19 protein-coding genes are annotated in these 16,078 nt (G+C 53.3%); 7 read left to right on the forward strand and 12 right to left on the reverse strand.

What is annotated here, in order from left to right:
* Window positions 1-133: 133 nt before the first annotated feature.
* Window positions 134-1,687 carry a trimethylamine methyltransferase family protein gene (locus RJ38_RS03395; RefSeq protein ID WP_039017492.1) on the reverse strand — a complete coding sequence of 518 codons (1,554 nt, stop codon included), beginning with the start codon at window positions 1,685-1,687 and terminating at the stop codon, window positions 134-136.
* A 100-nt stretch (window positions 1,688-1,787) separates the two neighbouring features.
* Window positions 1,788-2,483 carry an HAD family hydrolase gene (locus tag RJ38_RS03400; RefSeq protein ID WP_039017493.1) on the reverse strand — a complete coding sequence of 232 codons (696 nt, stop codon included), beginning with the start codon at window positions 2,481-2,483 and terminating at the stop codon, window positions 1,788-1,790.
* 112 nt (window positions 2,484-2,595) lie between these two features.
* On the opposite strand from RJ38_RS03400, the gene RJ38_RS03405 reads away from it, so the two are divergent.
* On the forward strand, window positions 2,596-3,045 hold the full coding sequence (locus tag RJ38_RS03405) for a MarR family winged helix-turn-helix transcriptional regulator (RefSeq protein ID WP_039017526.1): 450 nt from the start codon (window positions 2,596-2,598) through the stop codon (window positions 3,043-3,045).
* Window positions 3,046-3,079: 34 nt separating this feature from the next.
* Window positions 3,080-6,274: a reductive dehalogenase gene (locus tag RJ38_RS03410; RefSeq protein ID WP_039017494.1), complete on the forward strand. Its 3,195-nt coding sequence runs from the start codon at window positions 3,080-3,082 to the stop codon at window positions 6,272-6,274.
* A 47-nt stretch (window positions 6,275-6,321) separates the two neighbouring features.
* Here RJ38_RS03410 and RJ38_RS03415 read toward each other — a convergent pair whose 3' ends face one another.
* Window positions 6,322-6,606, reverse strand: a complete 285-nt coding sequence (locus RJ38_RS03415; protein ID WP_039017495.1) for a DUF3572 domain-containing protein — start codon at window positions 6,604-6,606, stop codon at window positions 6,322-6,324.
* An 84-nt stretch (window positions 6,607-6,690) separates the two neighbouring features.
* Here RJ38_RS03415 and RJ38_RS03420 point away from each other — a divergent pair, with 84 nt between their 5' ends.
* A complete protein-coding gene (locus tag RJ38_RS03420; protein WP_039017496.1) occupies window positions 6,691-8,106 on the forward strand; it encodes a diguanylate cyclase domain-containing protein in 1,416 nt (471 codons plus the stop codon).
* Between the two features lie 3 nt (window positions 8,107-8,109).
* On the opposite strand, the gene RJ38_RS03425 is transcribed toward RJ38_RS03420, so the two are convergent.
* The 4 genes from RJ38_RS03425 to RJ38_RS03440 form a co-directional block, all read right to left on the reverse strand.
* Entirely contained in the window at window positions 8,110-8,595 is a 486-nt protein-coding gene (locus RJ38_RS03425) for a periplasmic heavy metal sensor (protein ID WP_039017497.1), read from the reverse strand.
* 1 nt (window position 8,596) lies between these two features.
* Window positions 8,597-9,010, reverse strand: coding sequence for a hypothetical protein (locus RJ38_RS03430; RefSeq protein WP_052245163.1), 414 nt, complete (start codon window positions 9,008-9,010; stop codon window positions 8,597-8,599).
* Window positions 9,003-9,596: a sigma-70 family RNA polymerase sigma factor gene (locus RJ38_RS03435; RefSeq protein ID WP_039017498.1), complete on the reverse strand. Its 594-nt coding sequence runs from the start codon at window positions 9,594-9,596 to the stop codon at window positions 9,003-9,005. Before RJ38_RS03435 ends, RJ38_RS03430 begins: the two co-directional genes overlap by 8 nt.
* A 70-nt stretch (window positions 9,597-9,666) precedes the next feature.
* Window positions 9,667-10,296 (reverse strand): EF-hand domain-containing protein, encoded by a 630-nt coding sequence (locus tag RJ38_RS03440; protein WP_156121735.1) that lies wholly within the window; start codon window positions 10,294-10,296, stop codon window positions 9,667-9,669.
* A 97-nt stretch (window positions 10,297-10,393) separates the two neighbouring features.
* Between RJ38_RS03440 and RJ38_RS03445 the strand changes: the two genes are divergently transcribed.
* Together RJ38_RS03445 and RJ38_RS03450 are read left to right on the forward strand one after the other, a co-directional pair.
* A complete protein-coding gene (locus RJ38_RS03445) occupies window positions 10,394-10,795 on the forward strand; it encodes a DUF983 domain-containing protein (RefSeq protein WP_039017499.1) in 402 nt (133 codons plus the stop codon).
* A gap of 27 nt (window positions 10,796-10,822) precedes the next feature.
* Window positions 10,823-11,566 (forward strand): NUDIX hydrolase, encoded by a 744-nt coding sequence (locus tag RJ38_RS03450; protein WP_052245165.1) that lies wholly within the window; start codon window positions 10,823-10,825, stop codon window positions 11,564-11,566.
* Here RJ38_RS03450 and RJ38_RS03455 read toward each other — a convergent pair.
* From RJ38_RS03455 to RJ38_RS03465, 3 genes are read right to left on the reverse strand one after another with little or no spacing between them, the layout of a single operon-like run.
* A complete protein-coding gene (locus RJ38_RS03455) occupies window positions 11,563-12,468 on the reverse strand; it encodes a DMT family transporter (protein ID WP_039017500.1) in 906 nt (301 codons plus the stop codon). The two genes, RJ38_RS03450 and RJ38_RS03455, sit on opposite strands and share 4 nt — an antisense overlap.
* A gap of 40 nt (window positions 12,469-12,508) precedes the next feature.
* Window positions 12,509-13,417 carry a fatty acid desaturase gene (locus RJ38_RS03460; RefSeq protein WP_039017501.1) on the reverse strand — a complete coding sequence of 303 codons (909 nt, stop codon included), beginning with the start codon at window positions 13,415-13,417 and terminating at the stop codon, window positions 12,509-12,511.
* Window positions 13,418-13,636 (reverse strand): DUF2061 domain-containing protein, encoded by a 219-nt coding sequence (locus RJ38_RS03465; protein ID WP_039017502.1) that lies wholly within the window; start codon window positions 13,634-13,636, stop codon window positions 13,418-13,420. It abuts the gene before it with no gap.
* A 103-nt stretch (window positions 13,637-13,739) separates the two neighbouring features.
* Between RJ38_RS03465 and RJ38_RS03470 the strand changes: the two genes are divergently transcribed.
* Together RJ38_RS03470 and RJ38_RS03475 are read left to right on the forward strand one after the other, a co-directional pair.
* A complete protein-coding gene (locus RJ38_RS03470) occupies window positions 13,740-14,600 on the forward strand; it encodes a helix-turn-helix domain-containing protein (RefSeq protein WP_039017503.1) in 861 nt (286 codons plus the stop codon).
* A 147-nt stretch (window positions 14,601-14,747) separates the two neighbouring features.
* Window positions 14,748-15,056, forward strand: a complete 309-nt coding sequence (locus RJ38_RS03475; protein ID WP_052245166.1) for a hypothetical protein — start codon at window positions 14,748-14,750, stop codon at window positions 15,054-15,056.
* On the opposite strand, the gene RJ38_RS03480 is transcribed toward RJ38_RS03475, so the two are convergent.
* Both RJ38_RS03480 and RJ38_RS03485 read right to left on the reverse strand, forming a co-directional pair.
* Window positions 15,041-15,505 carry a low molecular weight protein-tyrosine-phosphatase gene (locus tag RJ38_RS03480; RefSeq protein WP_039017505.1) on the reverse strand — a complete coding sequence of 155 codons (465 nt, stop codon included), beginning with the start codon at window positions 15,503-15,505 and terminating at the stop codon, window positions 15,041-15,043. The genes RJ38_RS03475 and RJ38_RS03480 overlap by 16 nt on opposite strands.
* A 49-nt stretch (window positions 15,506-15,554) precedes the next feature.
* Window positions 15,555-16,031 carry a copper chaperone PCu(A)C gene (locus tag RJ38_RS03485; RefSeq protein ID WP_039017506.1) on the reverse strand — a complete coding sequence of 159 codons (477 nt, stop codon included), beginning with the start codon at window positions 16,029-16,031 and terminating at the stop codon, window positions 15,555-15,557.
* Window positions 16,032-16,078: the final 47 nt, after the last annotated feature.

The raw sequence follows: 16,078 nt of genomic DNA on the forward strand, positions 1-16,078 counted from the left end.
AACAATCGCCTTAATTATCAGGGGTCTATAAAGGTTGAACTATCTTCTTTCTGGGAACTGTAACGCGCAAAATACATGAAAGAAGGGCCACAAAATGCGGCCCTTCCATTGAAATTCGCTTACGGAAATTATCCTAGAAATCAGTGGGAGCGCCACCTTCAGACTTACGACGCTCTACAAATTCGTTCAGCTCTTCCGCATAGGATTGATCCATTGTCGGAGCCTCGAATTCTTCTAAGATGCGTTTATAGGTGTGATGCGCGCGCTCTGCGGTCCAAACGCCACCTGTCGCCTCCCAAGCTTCAAAGTTGCGCCAATCCGAAACAAACGGCTGATAAAACGCGGTTTCATAACGTTCTTGTGTGTGTTCAATGCCAAAGAAATGCCCGCCAGAGCCGACTTCTTTGATCGCATCAAACGCCAAATCGCCATCAGCAACCCCAGTAATCGCGGGCTCCATGTAACGTTGAATCATCTGGATGACTTCGCAATCCATGATGAATTTCTCAGGGCTTGCAATCAAGCCACCCTCCAGCCAACCCGCCGCGTGATATACGACGTTCGTCCCGGACTGCACCGCAGACCAAAGCGCGTTTGAGGTTTCCCACATCGCCTGACCATCGGGCACGTTTGCTGCACAAGACCCAGATGCCCGCATCGGCAGTTTATAGAACCGCGCCATCTGGCCGGTCATCTGCGTCGCACGCATGTATTCAGGTGTGCCAAAGGCAGGTGCGCCGGATTTCATGTCCACGTTTGATGTGAATGTCCCAATCACGCAGGACGTGCCCGGGCGCACATATTGGAACAACACGATCGCAGCCAGGGCTTCGGCGATGGATTGCGCCACTGCGCCCGCCATGGTCACAGGGGCCATCGCGCCAGCAAGCGTAAACGGTGTCACAAAGATCGCTTGACCACGACGTGCAAGACGCAAACACCCATCAATCATCGGTTCGTCATGCTTCAAGGGCGAAGTCGAGTTGATGTTGGTGTACATATGCGGCTTGGATTCGAATTCCTCATCCGTCATGCCACCGGCGATACGCACCATTTCCATCACATCTTCGACGCGTTCCTTGCCAAGGCAATAGGCATGCACAACCTTATCGGTCAGCATGAGCTTGTCCTGCACCACATCAAGGTGGCGCACAGAGGCGTGCACATCGACCGGTTCCACAGGATAGCCGCCAGCGAAGTGAATACAGTTGAAATACTGGGTCAGTTTCAACAAGTTAGCGCATTGCTCACGCGTGCCTGGCGTCTTGCGGCCTTGTTCAATGTCGTAATAATTGGGCGGGGAAGACACGTTGCCAAACAACAGCGTCTTACCACCAATATGAATTTGGCGGTCCGGGTTACGCGGCGTGATGTGGAAATCCGCTGGCGCATGTGCCAGCATTTCCATAACCCATTCACGGTCCATTTTAACGTTTTCACCGTCAACCTTGCAGCCCGCTTCTTTAAAGATCTCAATGGCTTCTTTGTTCAGAAACTCAATCCCGATCTCTTCCAAGATACGCATGGCTGTGTTGTGGATTGCCTGCACGCCATCTTGATCAAGGGGTTCTGTTGGACGGTCAGTGTTTTGATTGAGACGCCAGGACATCTGATCAACGGCTGCACCATCGCGCCGTGTGTTGCCTGAGCGGCCACCGGACCGTTTTCTACGTTTGGGATCTGCCATTTTGCGCTCCGTATGTAACTGTTGACCACAGGAAACCCGGTGGGCGGGGCCAAAGCCCCGCCAGTAGCGACGCAGAATGTCGTTTTTTGCAATCAGATGGTCAGTCTTGTGCCAACCAAGCCGGAATGTGACTGATATCGGGCAAAACCACATCCGCAAATGGGGCAAGCTCAGGTGTTTCCGCAACACCGGTTAAAACCGCGATTGTGACCATCCCAGCGGCACGCCCTGATTGCAGATCATGCAGGCTGTCACCCACCATGGCGCAGCGGGTGGGATCAACTCCGACATGTTTAGCGAATGCCAACAAGCCATCTGGCGCAGGTTTCGGGGTATAGCCGCTATCTGACCCAAGGATCATATCGAAATCCTCTCGCACACCCGCATGATTTAGATTCGCATATGCAGGTTCCAGCGTGTCATTGGTGCAGACCCCCAATTTCATCCCCATATCACGGAAAGTCTTCAGCAAGGGGGGCAAAGGGGTGACTTCAACTGGGACAACCTCTGTCGCGATTCTATTGATGGTGTTGTACAGATCACCCGCATCAAAATCGGGCCGAGCCAACCGGACCTCTGCCACAATTTCATGTGGCGTGCCTGCAATCACAACGGAATCCGCTCGAAACTTCCCGGAGACCGAATCCACACCAAGGTGGTCGCCCAGCACTTTCGCTGCCTCAGGCGTTTCGGTGATTTCAGCCAGCGCGCGCACGGCCCACTGCCCCCATGTGCCTTCGAAATCGAAAAGCGTTCCATCTTTATCGAATAGCAATGCCCCAATATCGCGTGCCATGTTGCCTCCTTCGTCGCTTTTAGGTGTGTTGTTTCAAAATTCTTAGGCTCTGCCCAGCGTAGACGCCAGAAAATTCTTGACGCGGCTCAAACAAATTGACATTGTCAACTACATGATTGACACATACGACCTACATGCCTCGTTGGGCTACCAAATGTCCGTAACCGCGCGCCTGCTGGAACGCGGCTTTGAAACACGTCTGAAGGAAATCGGACTGACGCGTATCACATGGTGTATTCTTCTGGCGGTCGGGCCGCAGAAGCTATCGCAACCCTCAGAAATCGCCGACTTTGTGGGTATCGATCGCACCGCCACCTCGCGTGCCTTGCGCCAAATGGAGGCCGCAGGCCTTATTGATCGCGCTACTGGCGACAAAGATAAACGTACCACTCTGGTAAAACTGACGCCGGCCGCGCATGAGAAGTTGACCCAGTCCAGCGACCATGCGGCCGACAACGCCGCCCATTTCAACAATAAGCTAACACCGGAAGAAAGTGCCAATTTGCGCGTACTTCTAACCAAGTTGCGTGCGGATGAAGACGACCCGCTTCTACGCCTCTGATCCCTTTCACATTCGCCAGCCGGAGACCACGTCCATGGGCAAGCTCTTTTCCTATAAAAACCGTCCATTCCACCAAGGTGCCTACCCGCTGGAAAAGTTGACCCATGTAGATAAAGTTGCTGGGGTCGCAGAATTGCCCTCGCAAATGGGCCTATCCTTCCGCCGCCCCGAGGACCCTTTGTCCATTGTGAATGCGATGCAGGAATATCAGGCCATGCTGGACGCAACGCGCGAAGGTCTGATCAAAAAGGAAATCGCTGAGATCCCGACAGATGCTGTGGAGCGCGCAAACCACATGAAATCTTTCGCCTATTTCTGTGACACCGCTATGGCTGGCATTTGCGAGATCCCGAAAGATGCTTGGCTTGAAGCACCCATCGCCAACCCCGACGTGCACCGCCTGGCGCAAAAACTTGAGACCATGCAAGTCAAGACCTTTGCCGCAGGTGTTGATGTTATCATGGCCGGTCTGCGTGAAGCATTGCGCACGCCAAACCCGGATTGCCAGCACCACACCCACGCGATCGTCTTGCTTTACGACCATCAACGGGACCCACGTGCAACCGAGGCCGGCAGCGATTGGATCAAGGACGCCCATGAACAACGCGCTTGCCTGCGCGGCATGGAAACCGCTGTAACGCTCGCCAGTTATATCCGCTCTTTGGGGCACGACGCCCGCGCTCATTCCGTGGCTGCAACAGATATTCACCTGAACCGTCTCGCCCTTGAAAGCGGTTTGGCTGCGATGGACAGCGGCGAGGTGGTGAACCCTTTCGTCGGCACTGATTTTACAATTTCAGTCGTGACCACAACCTTAGACATGGCCACTGATCTTCCTATTGAAGCTGGGCAAACCGGCGGCATGAGCTGGTCGAAGGGGTTTGGAAAGCAAGCCAAAAGCGCCAAAAACCGCGACCCCTATGCATCACGCGAGTTCCGCGATGGCCCGCACCCTTTTGAAACCCTCAAACGTGTCGAAACCCCTACCACCTATATCGACGCAGCCAACGTCGCGCGTGTACCAAAACGTGCCAATATGTTTGCGCGTGGGCTGTTCGGCGACATGGGTAAAAACGTGCAAGACGCCGGTAAAAATGGCAATTACGTGCGAAAATCCGCATCGGCCTTTGCCTTCCGCCCGTCCCTTGGCGCGTTCATCCTATTGCAAGACGGCGAGGCTGATGCGGTTCATCCTTCCACACTAAATCCAGACACCAACGCCGCCAACATCAAGGCCGCGTTATACTGGCTGGGGGTTGACGCCTGTGGTCTGTCCGCCTGCCCAGACTTCGCCTATTATAGCCACGATGCCGCGGGCGAAACCATCACCCCCTACCATCAAAACGCAATATCCATGATCATCGATCAGGGCCATGAAACAATGGAGGGCGCATCCGGGGATGATTGGATCGGATGTGCACAAAGCATGCGTGCTTATCTGCGGTTTTCCCTGCTTGGGGGCGTGCTGGCCCAACACATTCGCCGCCTTGGATACACGGCGCGTGTACATTCTGTGATGGATGACGAAGTCCTGCACCCGCCTCTGTTGCTTCTTGCTGGGTTGGGCGAGGTGTCCCGCATTGGTGAAGTGATCCTTAATCCATTCCTTGGGCCACGCCTAAAATCAGGCATTGTCACCACCAACATGCCAATGACCCATGACAAGCCGATTGATTTCGGCCTGCAAAAATTCTGTGACGCCTGCAACAAATGTGCACGTGAATGCCCATCAGGCGCAATCACAGCCGGCCCCAAGCTGATGTTCAACGGATATGAGATTTGGAAATCCGACAGCCAGAAATGCACGACCTATCGCGTGACCAATAAAAACGGTGCCATGTGTGGCCGCTGTATGAAGACATGCCCCTGGAACCTTGAGGGCCTGTTTAAGGAAGAACCCTTCCGCAAGCTTGCCATGGCCGCACCGGGATCCGCCAAAATGCTCGCCAAACTTGATGATTTCGTTGGCAATGGCGAAATTGTGCCCGGTAAGAAGTGGTGGTGGGATCTTGAGATGGTCGATGATGGGGCCTACCGAGCCCCCGCCGCCCCCGTGAACACACGTGGATTGCAAAAACACATTGATCTGAAATATGAAGACCAGACCCTCGCGGTCTACCCTGCCCCGCTTGCGCCGCCGCCTTGGGGATGGCCCTTCCCAATGGATCGCGAAGCAGGCATCAAAGCCTATGAAGATATGGTCTCAGCGGATGAACATAAACTCCGCCGCATCAAAGGCGTCGCGCCCGAGCACATCTATACCGCAGATAAAATGGATGCGCCGGTGATCCAAGTGATCGTGTCCAAAGTTGATAAGATGACATCAGGTGTCACCAAGTATGAATTCTCGATGGCGGATGGATCAGACATGCCGCCCGTCACCGCAGGCGCACATATCGACGTGGTCGTCGCCCCAGAATTCTTCCGCCAATATTCCCTTTCCGGCGACCCTGCGGATCGCAGCAAATATCAGATCGCCGTATTGCGTGAAGATGAAGGGCGCGGTGGCTCTAAACTGATGCACCGGATCTTTGAAGAGGGTCGCAAGGTCTTCATCTCTAAACCCATCAACCACTTCCCCTTGCAGGAGCGCGCCAGCTTCACGTTCCTGATGGGCGGCGGCATTGGCGTTACCCCGATGATCGCCATGGCACATCGGTTACATGCGTTGGGCAAGGAATTCACCCTGCATTATAGCTGTTCCAAACGTGATAACGCCGGTTTCCTGAATGATCTGGCCAATATGCCTTGGGCAGACCGTGTACATCTACATTTCTCTGATGAAGACACACGCGCAGATCTGAACGCCTTGCTGCAATATCGCGATGGGATGCACGCCTATACCTGTGGACCAGAGGTATACATGGCTGCGGTCATGGGGGCTGCCGAGGCTGGCGGTTTCCCCGAAGATCACCGCCATCTGGAATATTTCGCCGTACCCGAAGCGCCAGAGTATGAAAATCACGACTTCACATTGAAGCTTGTAAAATCCGGCAAGGTGGTTGAGGTGAAAGCCGACGAAGCCCCCACCGACGCAATCTTAGCAGCAGGCGTGCATATCGACGTGAAATGTTCCGACGGTCTTTGCGGCGTGTGCAAATGCGGATTGATCGCAGGCGAGGTCGAACACAGGGATTTCGTGCTCTCGAATAAGGACCGCGAAACCTCAGTGATCCTCTGCCAGTCACGGGCGGCGAAACCCGGTGGAACGCTGGAAGTTGACCTATAATGACAGGAATCACCTGGAAAAGAGGTTACCCATATCTGGTGAATTGATCAGGTCCAGTTAATCATTTCACCACCAGGTAAGGCCATTCGTGCTTGCATCAGGGCGTCATACGGCGCCCCGATCGCGTCACAGGCTTGCTTAATCCAAGCGTCATCCATCAGTAAAAAATCCAAAACGGATCCTAAAAACTCAGCGTTTCCAGCCTGTTGACGCAAATCATCCTCAGACGCACCAGATGACCCTAAGAAGGTCGGCAGCAAGTCGTCGTTTGTCACGATCCAAGCCAATATCTGCAACCCAATCGTCTCGGCTGATTCTCGCGTCATCGTCATTTCGTTAACCCTTGTGAAAGTATTTTTTAAGTATTCTGGCTAACAACAGAAGAACAGGCAATTCTACCCAGCGAGGGGGGAAATATGGCAGGACAGATCCTCATAGTTGACGATGTTGCGACCAACCGCATCATGCTCAAGGTCCGTCTCACTGGTGCCTGCTATGACGTTTTGCAAGCGGGCACCGGGCAAGATGCACTGTCGATGGCCCAGCGTGAACGCCCAGACCTGATTATCTTAGATTATGATCTGCCCGACATTTCCGGCACTGAGATCTGTGAAAGACTCAGCAACGATCCCATAACCCGCGACATCCCCGTGGTGATGGCCATTGCCCAAATTGACCATGAAACGCGGATCTCGGCATTGCGTGCTGGCGCGGAAGATTACCTCACCAAGCCCTTCGATGAAATGACACTGCTCGCGCGGGTGCGCAGCCTGTTGCGCGCACGCCAAACAGAGAAGGAATTGCGTTTGCGGGATGATACGTCACGTGAACTTGGCTTCGCTGAGGCCCCCCCGGTGTTTATCAAACCCGCAGAAGTTGCCCTTATCGGCGGATGCCCGGATGCCGTTTCATGGAAGACCGCGCTTGGCCTCGCTGGATGTCGTCACCGCATCCGCATCGTTGCACCGGAAGACGCCTTGGCCTGGCCTACACCGAAAAAATCAACCGACCACCAAAAAACCGAAAACCAAACCCCCGACATATTCATCATTCCTGGCGACCTTGAGCGCCAAGATGGGGGGCTACGTCTGCTCTCTGAATTGCGGTCACGGGCCGCCACGCGCCACGCAGGCATCATCATGATGCTGCACCCAAATGCCCAGCAACAAGCCATCATTGCCTTAGATCTTGGTGCAAATGATTTGATGGCGGGCACATTTGACGCGGAAGAACTTAAGGTGCGCCTTGATGCATTGGCCACACGCAAGCGTCGTTCTGACCAACTGCGCAACTCTGTTCGTGATCGGCTGCGTCTTGCCATGCAAGACCCACTGACAGGTCTATTTAACCGCCGTTATGCCTTCACGCATTTGGCGCGTATCAGCGACCATGCCGATAATTCGGGCAACCCTTTTGCGGTGATGATGCTCGATATTGATCGTTTCAAACAGGTGAATGACACTTGGGGGCACCAAGTGGGTGACAAAGTGCTGTGTGGTGTTGCAAAACGCCTGCAAGAAAACATGCGAGACGTAGATCTTGTGGCCCGCATCGGTGGCGAAGAATTTCTAGTGGCAATGCCTGACACCAACTTGGACCAAGCCCGCTTGGCCGCAGAACGCATACGCAGCTTGGTAGAAGAAATCCCCGTCGTCATCGGCGCTGATGTACCGCCCATCCATGTTACGCTGTCCATCGGCGTATCGATAGGCGGGGTAAACGACGGCGTTTCACATCAACCCGAAAACCTGATGATGCTCGCCGATCAGGCGTTATATGCTTCCAAAAACCAAGGGCGCAACACTGTCAGCTTCAACCTGACCGCCGCGTAAATCTTAGTGTTTCCGCCGGCGACGACGTTCCGTAAGGCGTTTCACCTCCGACGCGTAGGTCGCACGTTCGGCATCCGACATCTCAGAGATCACTGACGCAAGTGCGGCTGCACCACGTTGCATGCGGTCCCCCCCATCCCTGTGTTGCATAGCGATAAGTTCTTCAAATGCCACTGCGTCAAAAGTTTCGTCTTCCAACAATGACATCAGCATGTCCGCGTGTTCGCGCCTGCTCATCTGAGCCCGTGAGCGATCATGGTCAAAGCTTGTACGCAACTGTGCACGCCGATCAGCGGGAAGTGCCCGAATAAGCGTAAACGCCTGAGCCCCCGGCCGCCCACGATCATCGCCATGTCCGTTCCAACGCCAAGCCATCGCACCAACGGCCGCAATAATGAGAAAGTTCAGCGACAGCGAAAGCGCGAAAACTAGTTTTATCCAACGACGCATGCCTCGCTCTGAACCGGGTTTTGCTGCTTCATTCGCCATATTATCCTTCCTCCTGTAAACTATCGAAACCCGTCGCGAAGCCAAATGCCTCGACCAAAGCTGTGCTTTCTGTATCCGCCAACGCAAGCGGCGCAAGATCCGTCAGCCCCGCCGGTGGGGTCATACCGATCCAAATGCCGGCCAACGTCGCAACAGCCATTCCAGCAAACGAAGGCCAGCCTCCGATCGCATCGGAAAATGCGCGCAACCACGAACGGCGCGGTGCCAATTCTGATGCTGCTGTGGTTTCCGGCACCGCCAACAGGTCATCCTGGGCGTCAAACGCATCGGCCATCATTCGCGCCATGAAGCCATCATTCTGGGCGTCGTCCAAGTCAACTGAACGTGCAGACTGAAACAAATCGTCAAGAAAAGCCTCATCTGTGATCGACGCTATTTCTGTTTTGTCAGTCATCTCGGAACCCCAGTTCATCTTGTTTGCCAACCAATTGCGCGGCCAGCGCCCGTTTTCCTCGTGCCGTTAAACTTTCAACGGCTTCAACTCCAACCCCAAGTGCCGCAGCAATTTCGGGATTCGAATAACCTTCAATATGGCGCATTTCTACAGCCAATCTCTGACGTTCTGGCAATCTACCAAGCGCGTCATATAACGCGTAAAGGCGGGCGTTGTGTTGTAACTTCGCCTCAGCACCATCAGAAGATTCTGTGGCGGGTTCAGGTAGATCATCTGTGCCTTGGCCCGTCTCTTTCTGCTTGCGATACCAGTCGACACACAGATTTGACACCACCTGATATAGCCAGGTCGAAATCCGTGCACGCCCTTTTTCCCAATCACCTGAGATCTTCCAAAGACGCAATAAGGCCTCTTGCGCGATGTCTTCCGCAACAGACCGATTGCCGATCTTGCGCATAGCAAAACTCAAACTGATCGGCGCAAAGCGCTGTGTTAACACACGGGCAGCCGTGCGGTCACCGGCGGCAAATTTGGCCAACAGCATCGCTTCGTCTTCCGGTGTTGTGCAATCAAACGGCATCGTCATTCCTAGATGCTAACCCGTACATAATACCTGTGCAAATCTTCCCCCAGCAGCGCTGGGGGAAGAAGCAAGATCAGTTATCGCCGTGGTGTCCATGCCGACCGCGACGGCTTTGCATATGCTCTTTCGCCGCTTCGAATTCAGCGACCGAAATCGTACCATTGTTGTCCTCGTCGAAACGATCCATCATGCTTTCATGATCGCCACCGCGTTTACCGCGACGACCTTCACCACGCTCGGGCATCTCATCCATCGACAGCAGGCCATCGTTGTTTTCGTCAAAACGCTCAATCATGCGCGTTGTGCGACGTGATGCACGCTTCCCTGCAGCTTCTGACAATTCTTCGGCGCTCAGCAAGCCGTCACTGTTGGTGTCCGCGGATGAAAACCGCTCGGCCTTGCGTGCCGCATGGAAGGTTGCAAATTCCTCAGAGGTGATTTCGCCATTACCATCCGCATCGATCGCTTCAAATTCAATCGCCGGGCGTTGGCCGTCGCCATGACCGGAAGACAACGCAGGCGCAACGGATGTCAGTGTCAAACCCGCAGCGATGGCTCCCATCGTCAGGATCATCTTCGCATGTTCAGTCGCAGTCTGTTTTTGTGTCGCACGTTTCATATCGTAACCTTTCATTTCAACAACGCCTTGTGACGTTTCAAAGGTAAAACGCGGCCCCACCGAATTTCCGTCGTTAAAAGTCAAAATTAATTTCTAGCCCCTGCGACATTGGCGACCTTAGCTATTCCAGCGACTATAGCCTATATGACCCATTAGCTTATTAATCTGTTAGGAAACGCGAATGACCCATTCGACAAGCGACGGTACCGCTGCAACACAGGCTGAAACTCGCCAAATCAAGCCAACTTTGCTGCGCGGATGGAGACGCCGCTGCCCTAATTGTGGCTCAGGCCCAATGTTTAAAGGCTATCTGAAAGTTCGCGACACCTGCCCGAATTGTGAAGAGAACCTATCACATCATCGCGCAGATGATGGCCCCGCCTATCTAACGATCCTCGTTGTGGGGCACTTAATGGCACCGTTGATTCTTGTGGTCTATGAAAATTTCCGCCCCGAGCCCCTGACACTGGCGACGCTATTTACTGTTGGCTGTGTCGCTGCATCCTTGTATCTTCTCCCTAGATTTAAAGGTATTGTTGTTGGCTACCAATGGGCCAAACGCATGCATGGCTTCGGTGACTGATACGCCGGATGACATAAGGAACAGATCGTGAGCATCGATAAGACTGCAATTCGCAACGCTTCAACCACAATTTTGGTGCGCCAGACTTCCAATGGGGTGCCGGGCGATGCGCAGGTCTTAATGGGCCAACGCGGCGCAAAAGCCGCATTCATGCCCAATAAATTCGTCTTTCCTGGCGGCGCGGTTGATGCCGGGGATGCGGACATCACGCTGGCGAATGAAATCTCGGCCAACTGCAAAGCCCGCTTGACTGAGGACGCTGATCCGAAATTGGTCTCTGCTTTGCAAGTTGCCGCGATCCGCGAGCTATGGGAAGAAACGGGACTGATCCTTGGGGTGCCGGGCCAACTTGCCCCTGCACCGGAAGATTGGCGAACCTATGCTGAATCAGGTTTTCAGCCCGCTGGCGACGCCCTGAAATTCGTTTTTCGCGCTATTACACCGCCCGGCCGTCCCCGCCGCTTTGACGCACGCTTTTTCATGGCTGATGCGTCATCAATCCAAGGTGACCCAGATGATTTTTCCCACGCCAGCGACGAATTATCTTCATTGCAGTGGATTCGCCTGAACGATGCACGCGACTTTGATCTTCCCTTCATCACCGAAGTTGTTTTGGCAGAACTACACGCCCGGCTCAGCGGTCAAAAACGTGACCCTGGCGTTCCCTTCTTCCGCAATGATGATGAGGAAAGCTTGTTTCTACGTCTTGGTGGTTCTCGGCCGTTGGACGCACAAATTCGCGACGCGAGCCTGAGATCCCGGCAGCTCTAAATCACCACAATAAGCAGCAAAATCGATACAGATATTAATCCCATCGCGATCAATTCTCGCGCGCTGGTTTTTTCCTTAAACACCACTACGCCCGCGATAAAACTAAACAGTAACTCGATTTGCCCAACCGCTTTGACATAAGCCGCGTTTTGCAATGTGAACGCCGCGAACCAGCAAAAACTGCCAATCATGGATGTTAGGCCCACAAGGCCAGCCACCCGCCAATGGCGCAGAACTTTTGAGATCTCACCGCGTTCACGCGCTGCCAGCCAGATCGCCATGATTATTGCCTGGAAACTGGCCACAAGCGCCAATGTCGTACCGGCGCTTAACACCACATCACCCACACCAAGCGACAAGGACGCCCCGCGATATCCGATGGCAGAAAATGCAAACAACACACCGGATCCAAGCCCAAGCCCTGACGCCCTGTTAAAGATCCGCTGGCTCCAATGCGTGGTGCCACCCTTAGGCGGATCTGACAACAATATAACGCCCCAGAACCCAATCCCAATTGCGAATAACCCGGCTTGGGTCACCGTTTCGCCCAACACCAAAAACCCCACGATTGCGGTTTGCACCACTTCGGTCTTTTTGAATGTAATACCCACCGCGAAATTGCGTTCAGCAAATAATGCGACCACGCACATCGTCGCCAAGATCTGTGACAATCCACCCGCTAGGGCATAGGGCCAAAAGTTGGAAGGGATAACAGGCAGTACCTGCCCGCTGACCTTGGCATAGATCACCACCAAGACACACACCAATGGGGCGGAGAATATGAACCGCGAGAACGTCGCCCCTGCCGTCGAAAACGAGGTCGACTTCAGATGTTTTTGCAACATGAAGCGCAGGTTTTGCGAGAACGCTGCGGCGATTGATATCCAGATCCAAGTTTCCATATGGGCTTAGTGCCAGCCCATCTTCGGATTGTCGAGCGCCTTACCCCTTGCGCCACAACGGGTGCGGAACTGGGTCTTTGCGTTTAAAGAAATATCGCCGGAAGATCTCTGCATAGGATGAATATACATACCCATCATTGCGCGCTAGGTACTTGTCTTTGTTCTTTCTGTAATAGTCCCATAACCGATACCAAGGCACGGCAGGATGCATATGGTGCACCACATGTAGGTTATTGTTTAAAAACAAAAAGGCCAACGGCCCGCGGTCCTCAATGATTACAGTTCGCGCACGCGCACGTTCATGAGCTTGGTGTTCAAGAAAGGTGCGAATCTTCAAAATCGCCAAACCACAATAGGCGGCCAGAACATAGATCCAACCAGGCATTTGCCCATATGCCACCAGCCAGCCAACGACCAAAGCAACGCCGGGAATGTGCAGAAGCCAACCCACCAATGCCGCACGGTTCCCTGCACGTATCGCCGCCATGTCGGACCCACTGAAAGTGACAATTGAAATCAGGGGGCCCAAGACCAACCGCCCAGCCAATGTATTGTTTATGTTCAATATCACCTGCTTCCATTTGGACAGCTTTGCCCAAACTTCTGGATCCTGGAAATTACTTTCGGGATCATCATATGGGTCTGTCAAAATCGAATCTTGGTGATGTGCTAGATGGGTGTCCCGGAACCTCAGGTACGGAATGCACAGCCCAAGCGCTGGAAAAACCAATACCTCGGACAAGTGGCGATTGGCGAACGGATGCCCATGTAAAACCTCATGTTGCAAAGATGAATGCAACGTGATCGCCAACATCGTGGCGACAAATCCCAATGGCATCCAAAGATCTGCCAGCCAAGTGGTGCCAACGGCCCACACCGCGTAGCACAGCAGAATCAAGGTGAATGTGGGCCACTCCACAACGGCATAACCTTGGCGTCTTTTTTCCATCTAATCCTGTCTTTCAAAAGGGATACGTCCCCAATTTATCTTGTTCCACACACGTTCAAACAGAATGTAAGCCGTCAAACCGATGAGCGTATTGACCAAGGCCATCGCACCTCCAACCATCGCGGACCCTGTGAAAAAATACCCGACCCCCATCATGGTGATCAGCCCCATGACTTGCCATAAAATCGCTTTTGTCCAAGTTCGTTTTGGGGTGTCCATTATGACCGACCTGCTAAGTTCCCAGAACAGCTAACGGGAAATCAAGAAGTCTGGTATCAGGTGATTGGTAAACAATACTAAACAAATGTGAAAAAATTCAACTATGCCGAATAAATTGGACAAACGTGATCGTGCAGTTCTTTTTCGACAACGCCTTACCCAAGCGTTGTCACTCACGGCGTTAAATCGCAGCAGTTTGGCATTGGCCGTTGGCGTCGATCGTTCAACAATCTCACAGCTTCTTAGTGGGGATAGCCCGCGCCTGCCAAATGCCCAAGTGGTGGCAGAATCTGCGTCTGCCCTTGGTGTTTCAGCCGATTGGTTGTTGGGCCTAACAGACCGCCCTGAACGTACCGCAGATCTATTGGCCGCAACTGTGCAAATGACAGCCGCCCCCCGCGCTATGGTGGATGAACAAATCCTAGCCTGGCACCAAGCAGCGGCGGGTTACAAAATCTGCCATGTCCCGGCCACAATACCTGATGTGTTAAAAACCCATGAAATGCTGCGCTGGGAATATGCCCCGCAGCTTGCACGAACGGCCCGCCAGGCGATTGGCGCCGCAGAAGACCGGCTGCAATTGATGCGGGACGATCTTTCAGATTTCGAGATCGCAATGCCCGTGACTGAACTGACGAGCTTCGCCCGCGCCGAAGGGTACTATCACGGATTGCCCGCTGCACATCGCATCAATCAGATCGACCGTATCCTTGAACTCCATGAACAATTTTACCCGAAACTCCGCATCTACTTGTTCGACAGCAAGAAATTGTTCTCAGCCCCAATCACCGTGTTCGGCCCCCTTCAAGCAGTGATCTATCTTGGCCAAAGCTACCTCGCCTTCCGAGATAAGGAGCGGGTAGATTCGATTCGCAACCACTTTGACAGCCTTGTGCGCGAAAGCGAATTTGACAGTCGCCAACTTCCGAAGCACCTAGAAATCTTACGTAAAAACATCCACTAAGTCGGCGTTTTCGGCACAATTTGGCCACTGAACACCGGCGCAAAAACGAAGTGGATTGAATTATCCACAAGATTAAGTCATATTTTCTAAAGGCTTTGCACATATCCCAGAGGGCATAAGCCCCGCGTGTAAACAATGAGGCATAAAATGAAACGACTTCTTCCCTTGGTGCTTGTCGCCACTCTTGCGTCTTCCGTATCCTCTTTTGCTGGTACGATTGAAAACGCGTGTAACTCATCTGATCGCAGTGCGGCCAACCGTCAACTCTGTGGCTGCATCCAAGACGTTGCCGACTTAACGTTGGAAAGCCGAAGCGATCAATCTATGGCTGCATCGTTCTTTCGCGACCCACATAAAGCGCAGGAAATTCGCCAATCAGATCGATCCAGCCACGAAACATTCTGGCAGCGCTATAAAAACTTTGGCCGCACCGCAGAAGTTTACTGTCGCGGCTGATCCGCAACCAATGTCGCAATGAATGCTCTGGCAGCGGTTTGTATCAAATCAAACGCTGCCGGATAATCGTGGGTATGCCATGGGTCTGCGATCTCGCTTGGCCCCTCGCCCCCAGTATAATCCATAAAACCAATAACTTGCGCACGACTTGAAATCGGTTGATCAGCTTTCAAAACCGCAACGACTGATTTATCCATCGCGATCAATAGGTCGAACGCATCGTAATCCATCGTCGATATTTTGCGCGCGAACGCCTTGGTCATGTCATACCCAGCCGAATCAGCCAGCTGGCGCATTTCAGGCGTTGCGGGGGCACCCAAACGGTCAGCCGAGATGCCGGCGCTGTCTATCTGCAATCCGAGACCCGCATCAGCAGCCAAGCCGCGCACCACAGCTTCAGCAGCGGGTGAACGGCAGGTGTTTCCGTGACAAACAAATAGGATGCGCATTATTTCTCCGGTCGCCGGGGTCCGAAAACCGAACCCCGGCTGTATATAATCAGTTGCTGTGATCGCCGTGTGACATGTCACCCATTTCAGCTTGGCGCTCAAGATCTACAGGGATCTCGATTTCGACCTCACCTGCGTTTTCAAAGACCAAGGTCACGGGCAACATATCGCCCTGCACAAAGCTTTGGTTCAACCCCATAAACATCACATGATCCCCACCACGTTGCAGCATATGGGTTTCACCGGCTGCGATAGCAAAGCCGTCTTCAACCCTACGCATCTGCATCACGCCGTCACCAGCATCAATATGCGTGTGCAATTCAACACGTTTCGCCACGTCGGAGCGCACTTCGATCAGGCGGTCATCTGTGTCGCTATGGTTCATAATCGCCATAAAAGCACCGCCCGCCATGGCAGATGGACTGGCAGAGCGCGCATAAGCGTCATGCACCATAATGTCATCGGCAAATGCAGGAATGGCAGTCAGAATAAGCGCAGCCGCGCCAAGAATAGATTTCAGTTTCATGTCATATCTTTCAGTGTGTTACGGGCAGTCGCCCAATGTATTGGAAG

This window comes from Halocynthiibacter namhaensis, from assembly GCF_000812685.1.
GTDB classification, from domain to species: domain Bacteria; phylum Pseudomonadota; class Alphaproteobacteria; order Rhodobacterales; family Rhodobacteraceae; genus Halocynthiibacter; species Halocynthiibacter namhaensis.

Excerpts from the sequence above, each read along its gene's own strand:
- RJ38_RS03400 (WP_039017493.1), bottom strand. The coding sequence starts at position 2,483 with ATGGCACGCGATATTGGGGCATTGCTATTCGATAAAGATGGAACGCTT.
- RJ38_RS03455 (WP_039017500.1), bottom strand. The coding sequence starts at position 12,468 with ATGGAAACTTGGATCTGGATATCAATCGCCGCAGCGTTCTCGCAAAAC.
- RJ38_RS03485 (WP_039017506.1), bottom strand. The coding sequence starts at position 16,031 with ATGAAACTGAAATCTATTCTTGGCGCGGCTGCGCTTATTCTGACTGCC.
- RJ38_RS03435 (WP_039017498.1), bottom strand. The coding sequence starts at position 9,596 with ATGACGATGCCGTTTGATTGCACAACACCGGAAGACGAAGCGATGCTG.
- RJ38_RS03415 (WP_039017495.1), bottom strand. The coding sequence starts at position 6,606 with ATGACGATGACGCGAGAATCAGCCGAGACGATTGGGTTGCAGATATTG.
- RJ38_RS03465 (WP_039017502.1), bottom strand. The coding sequence starts at position 13,636 with ATGGACACCCCAAAACGAACTTGGACAAAAGCGATTTTATGGCAAGTC.
- RJ38_RS03445 (WP_039017499.1), top strand. The coding sequence starts at position 10,394 with ATGACCCATTCGACAAGCGACGGTACCGCTGCAACACAGGCTGAAACT.
- RJ38_RS03475 (WP_052245166.1), top strand. The coding sequence starts at position 14,748 with ATGAAACGACTTCTTCCCTTGGTGCTTGTCGCCACTCTTGCGTCTTCC.
- RJ38_RS03430 (WP_052245163.1), bottom strand. The coding sequence starts at position 9,010 with ATGACTGACAAAACAGAAATAGCGTCGATCACAGATGAGGCTTTTCTT.
- RJ38_RS03425 (WP_039017497.1), bottom strand. The coding sequence starts at position 8,595 with ATGGCGAATGAAGCAGCAAAACCCGGTTCAGAGCGAGGCATGCGTCGT.
- RJ38_RS03420 (WP_039017496.1), top strand. The coding sequence starts at position 6,691 with ATGGCAGGACAGATCCTCATAGTTGACGATGTTGCGACCAACCGCATC.
- RJ38_RS03395 (WP_039017492.1), bottom strand. The coding sequence starts at position 1,687 with ATGGCAGATCCCAAACGTAGAAAACGGTCCGGTGGCCGCTCAGGCAAC.
- RJ38_RS03460 (WP_039017501.1), bottom strand. The coding sequence starts at position 13,417 with ATGGAAAAAAGACGCCAAGGTTATGCCGTTGTGGAGTGGCCCACATTC.
- RJ38_RS03410 (WP_039017494.1), top strand. The coding sequence starts at position 3,080 with ATGGGCAAGCTCTTTTCCTATAAAAACCGTCCATTCCACCAAGGTGCC.
- RJ38_RS03480 (WP_039017505.1), bottom strand. The coding sequence starts at position 15,505 with ATGCGCATCCTATTTGTTTGTCACGGAAACACCTGCCGTTCACCCGCT.
- RJ38_RS03470 (WP_039017503.1), top strand. The coding sequence starts at position 13,740 with ATGCCGAATAAATTGGACAAACGTGATCGTGCAGTTCTTTTTCGACAA.
- RJ38_RS03405 (WP_039017526.1), top strand. The coding sequence starts at position 2,596 with ATGATTGACACATACGACCTACATGCCTCGTTGGGCTACCAAATGTCC.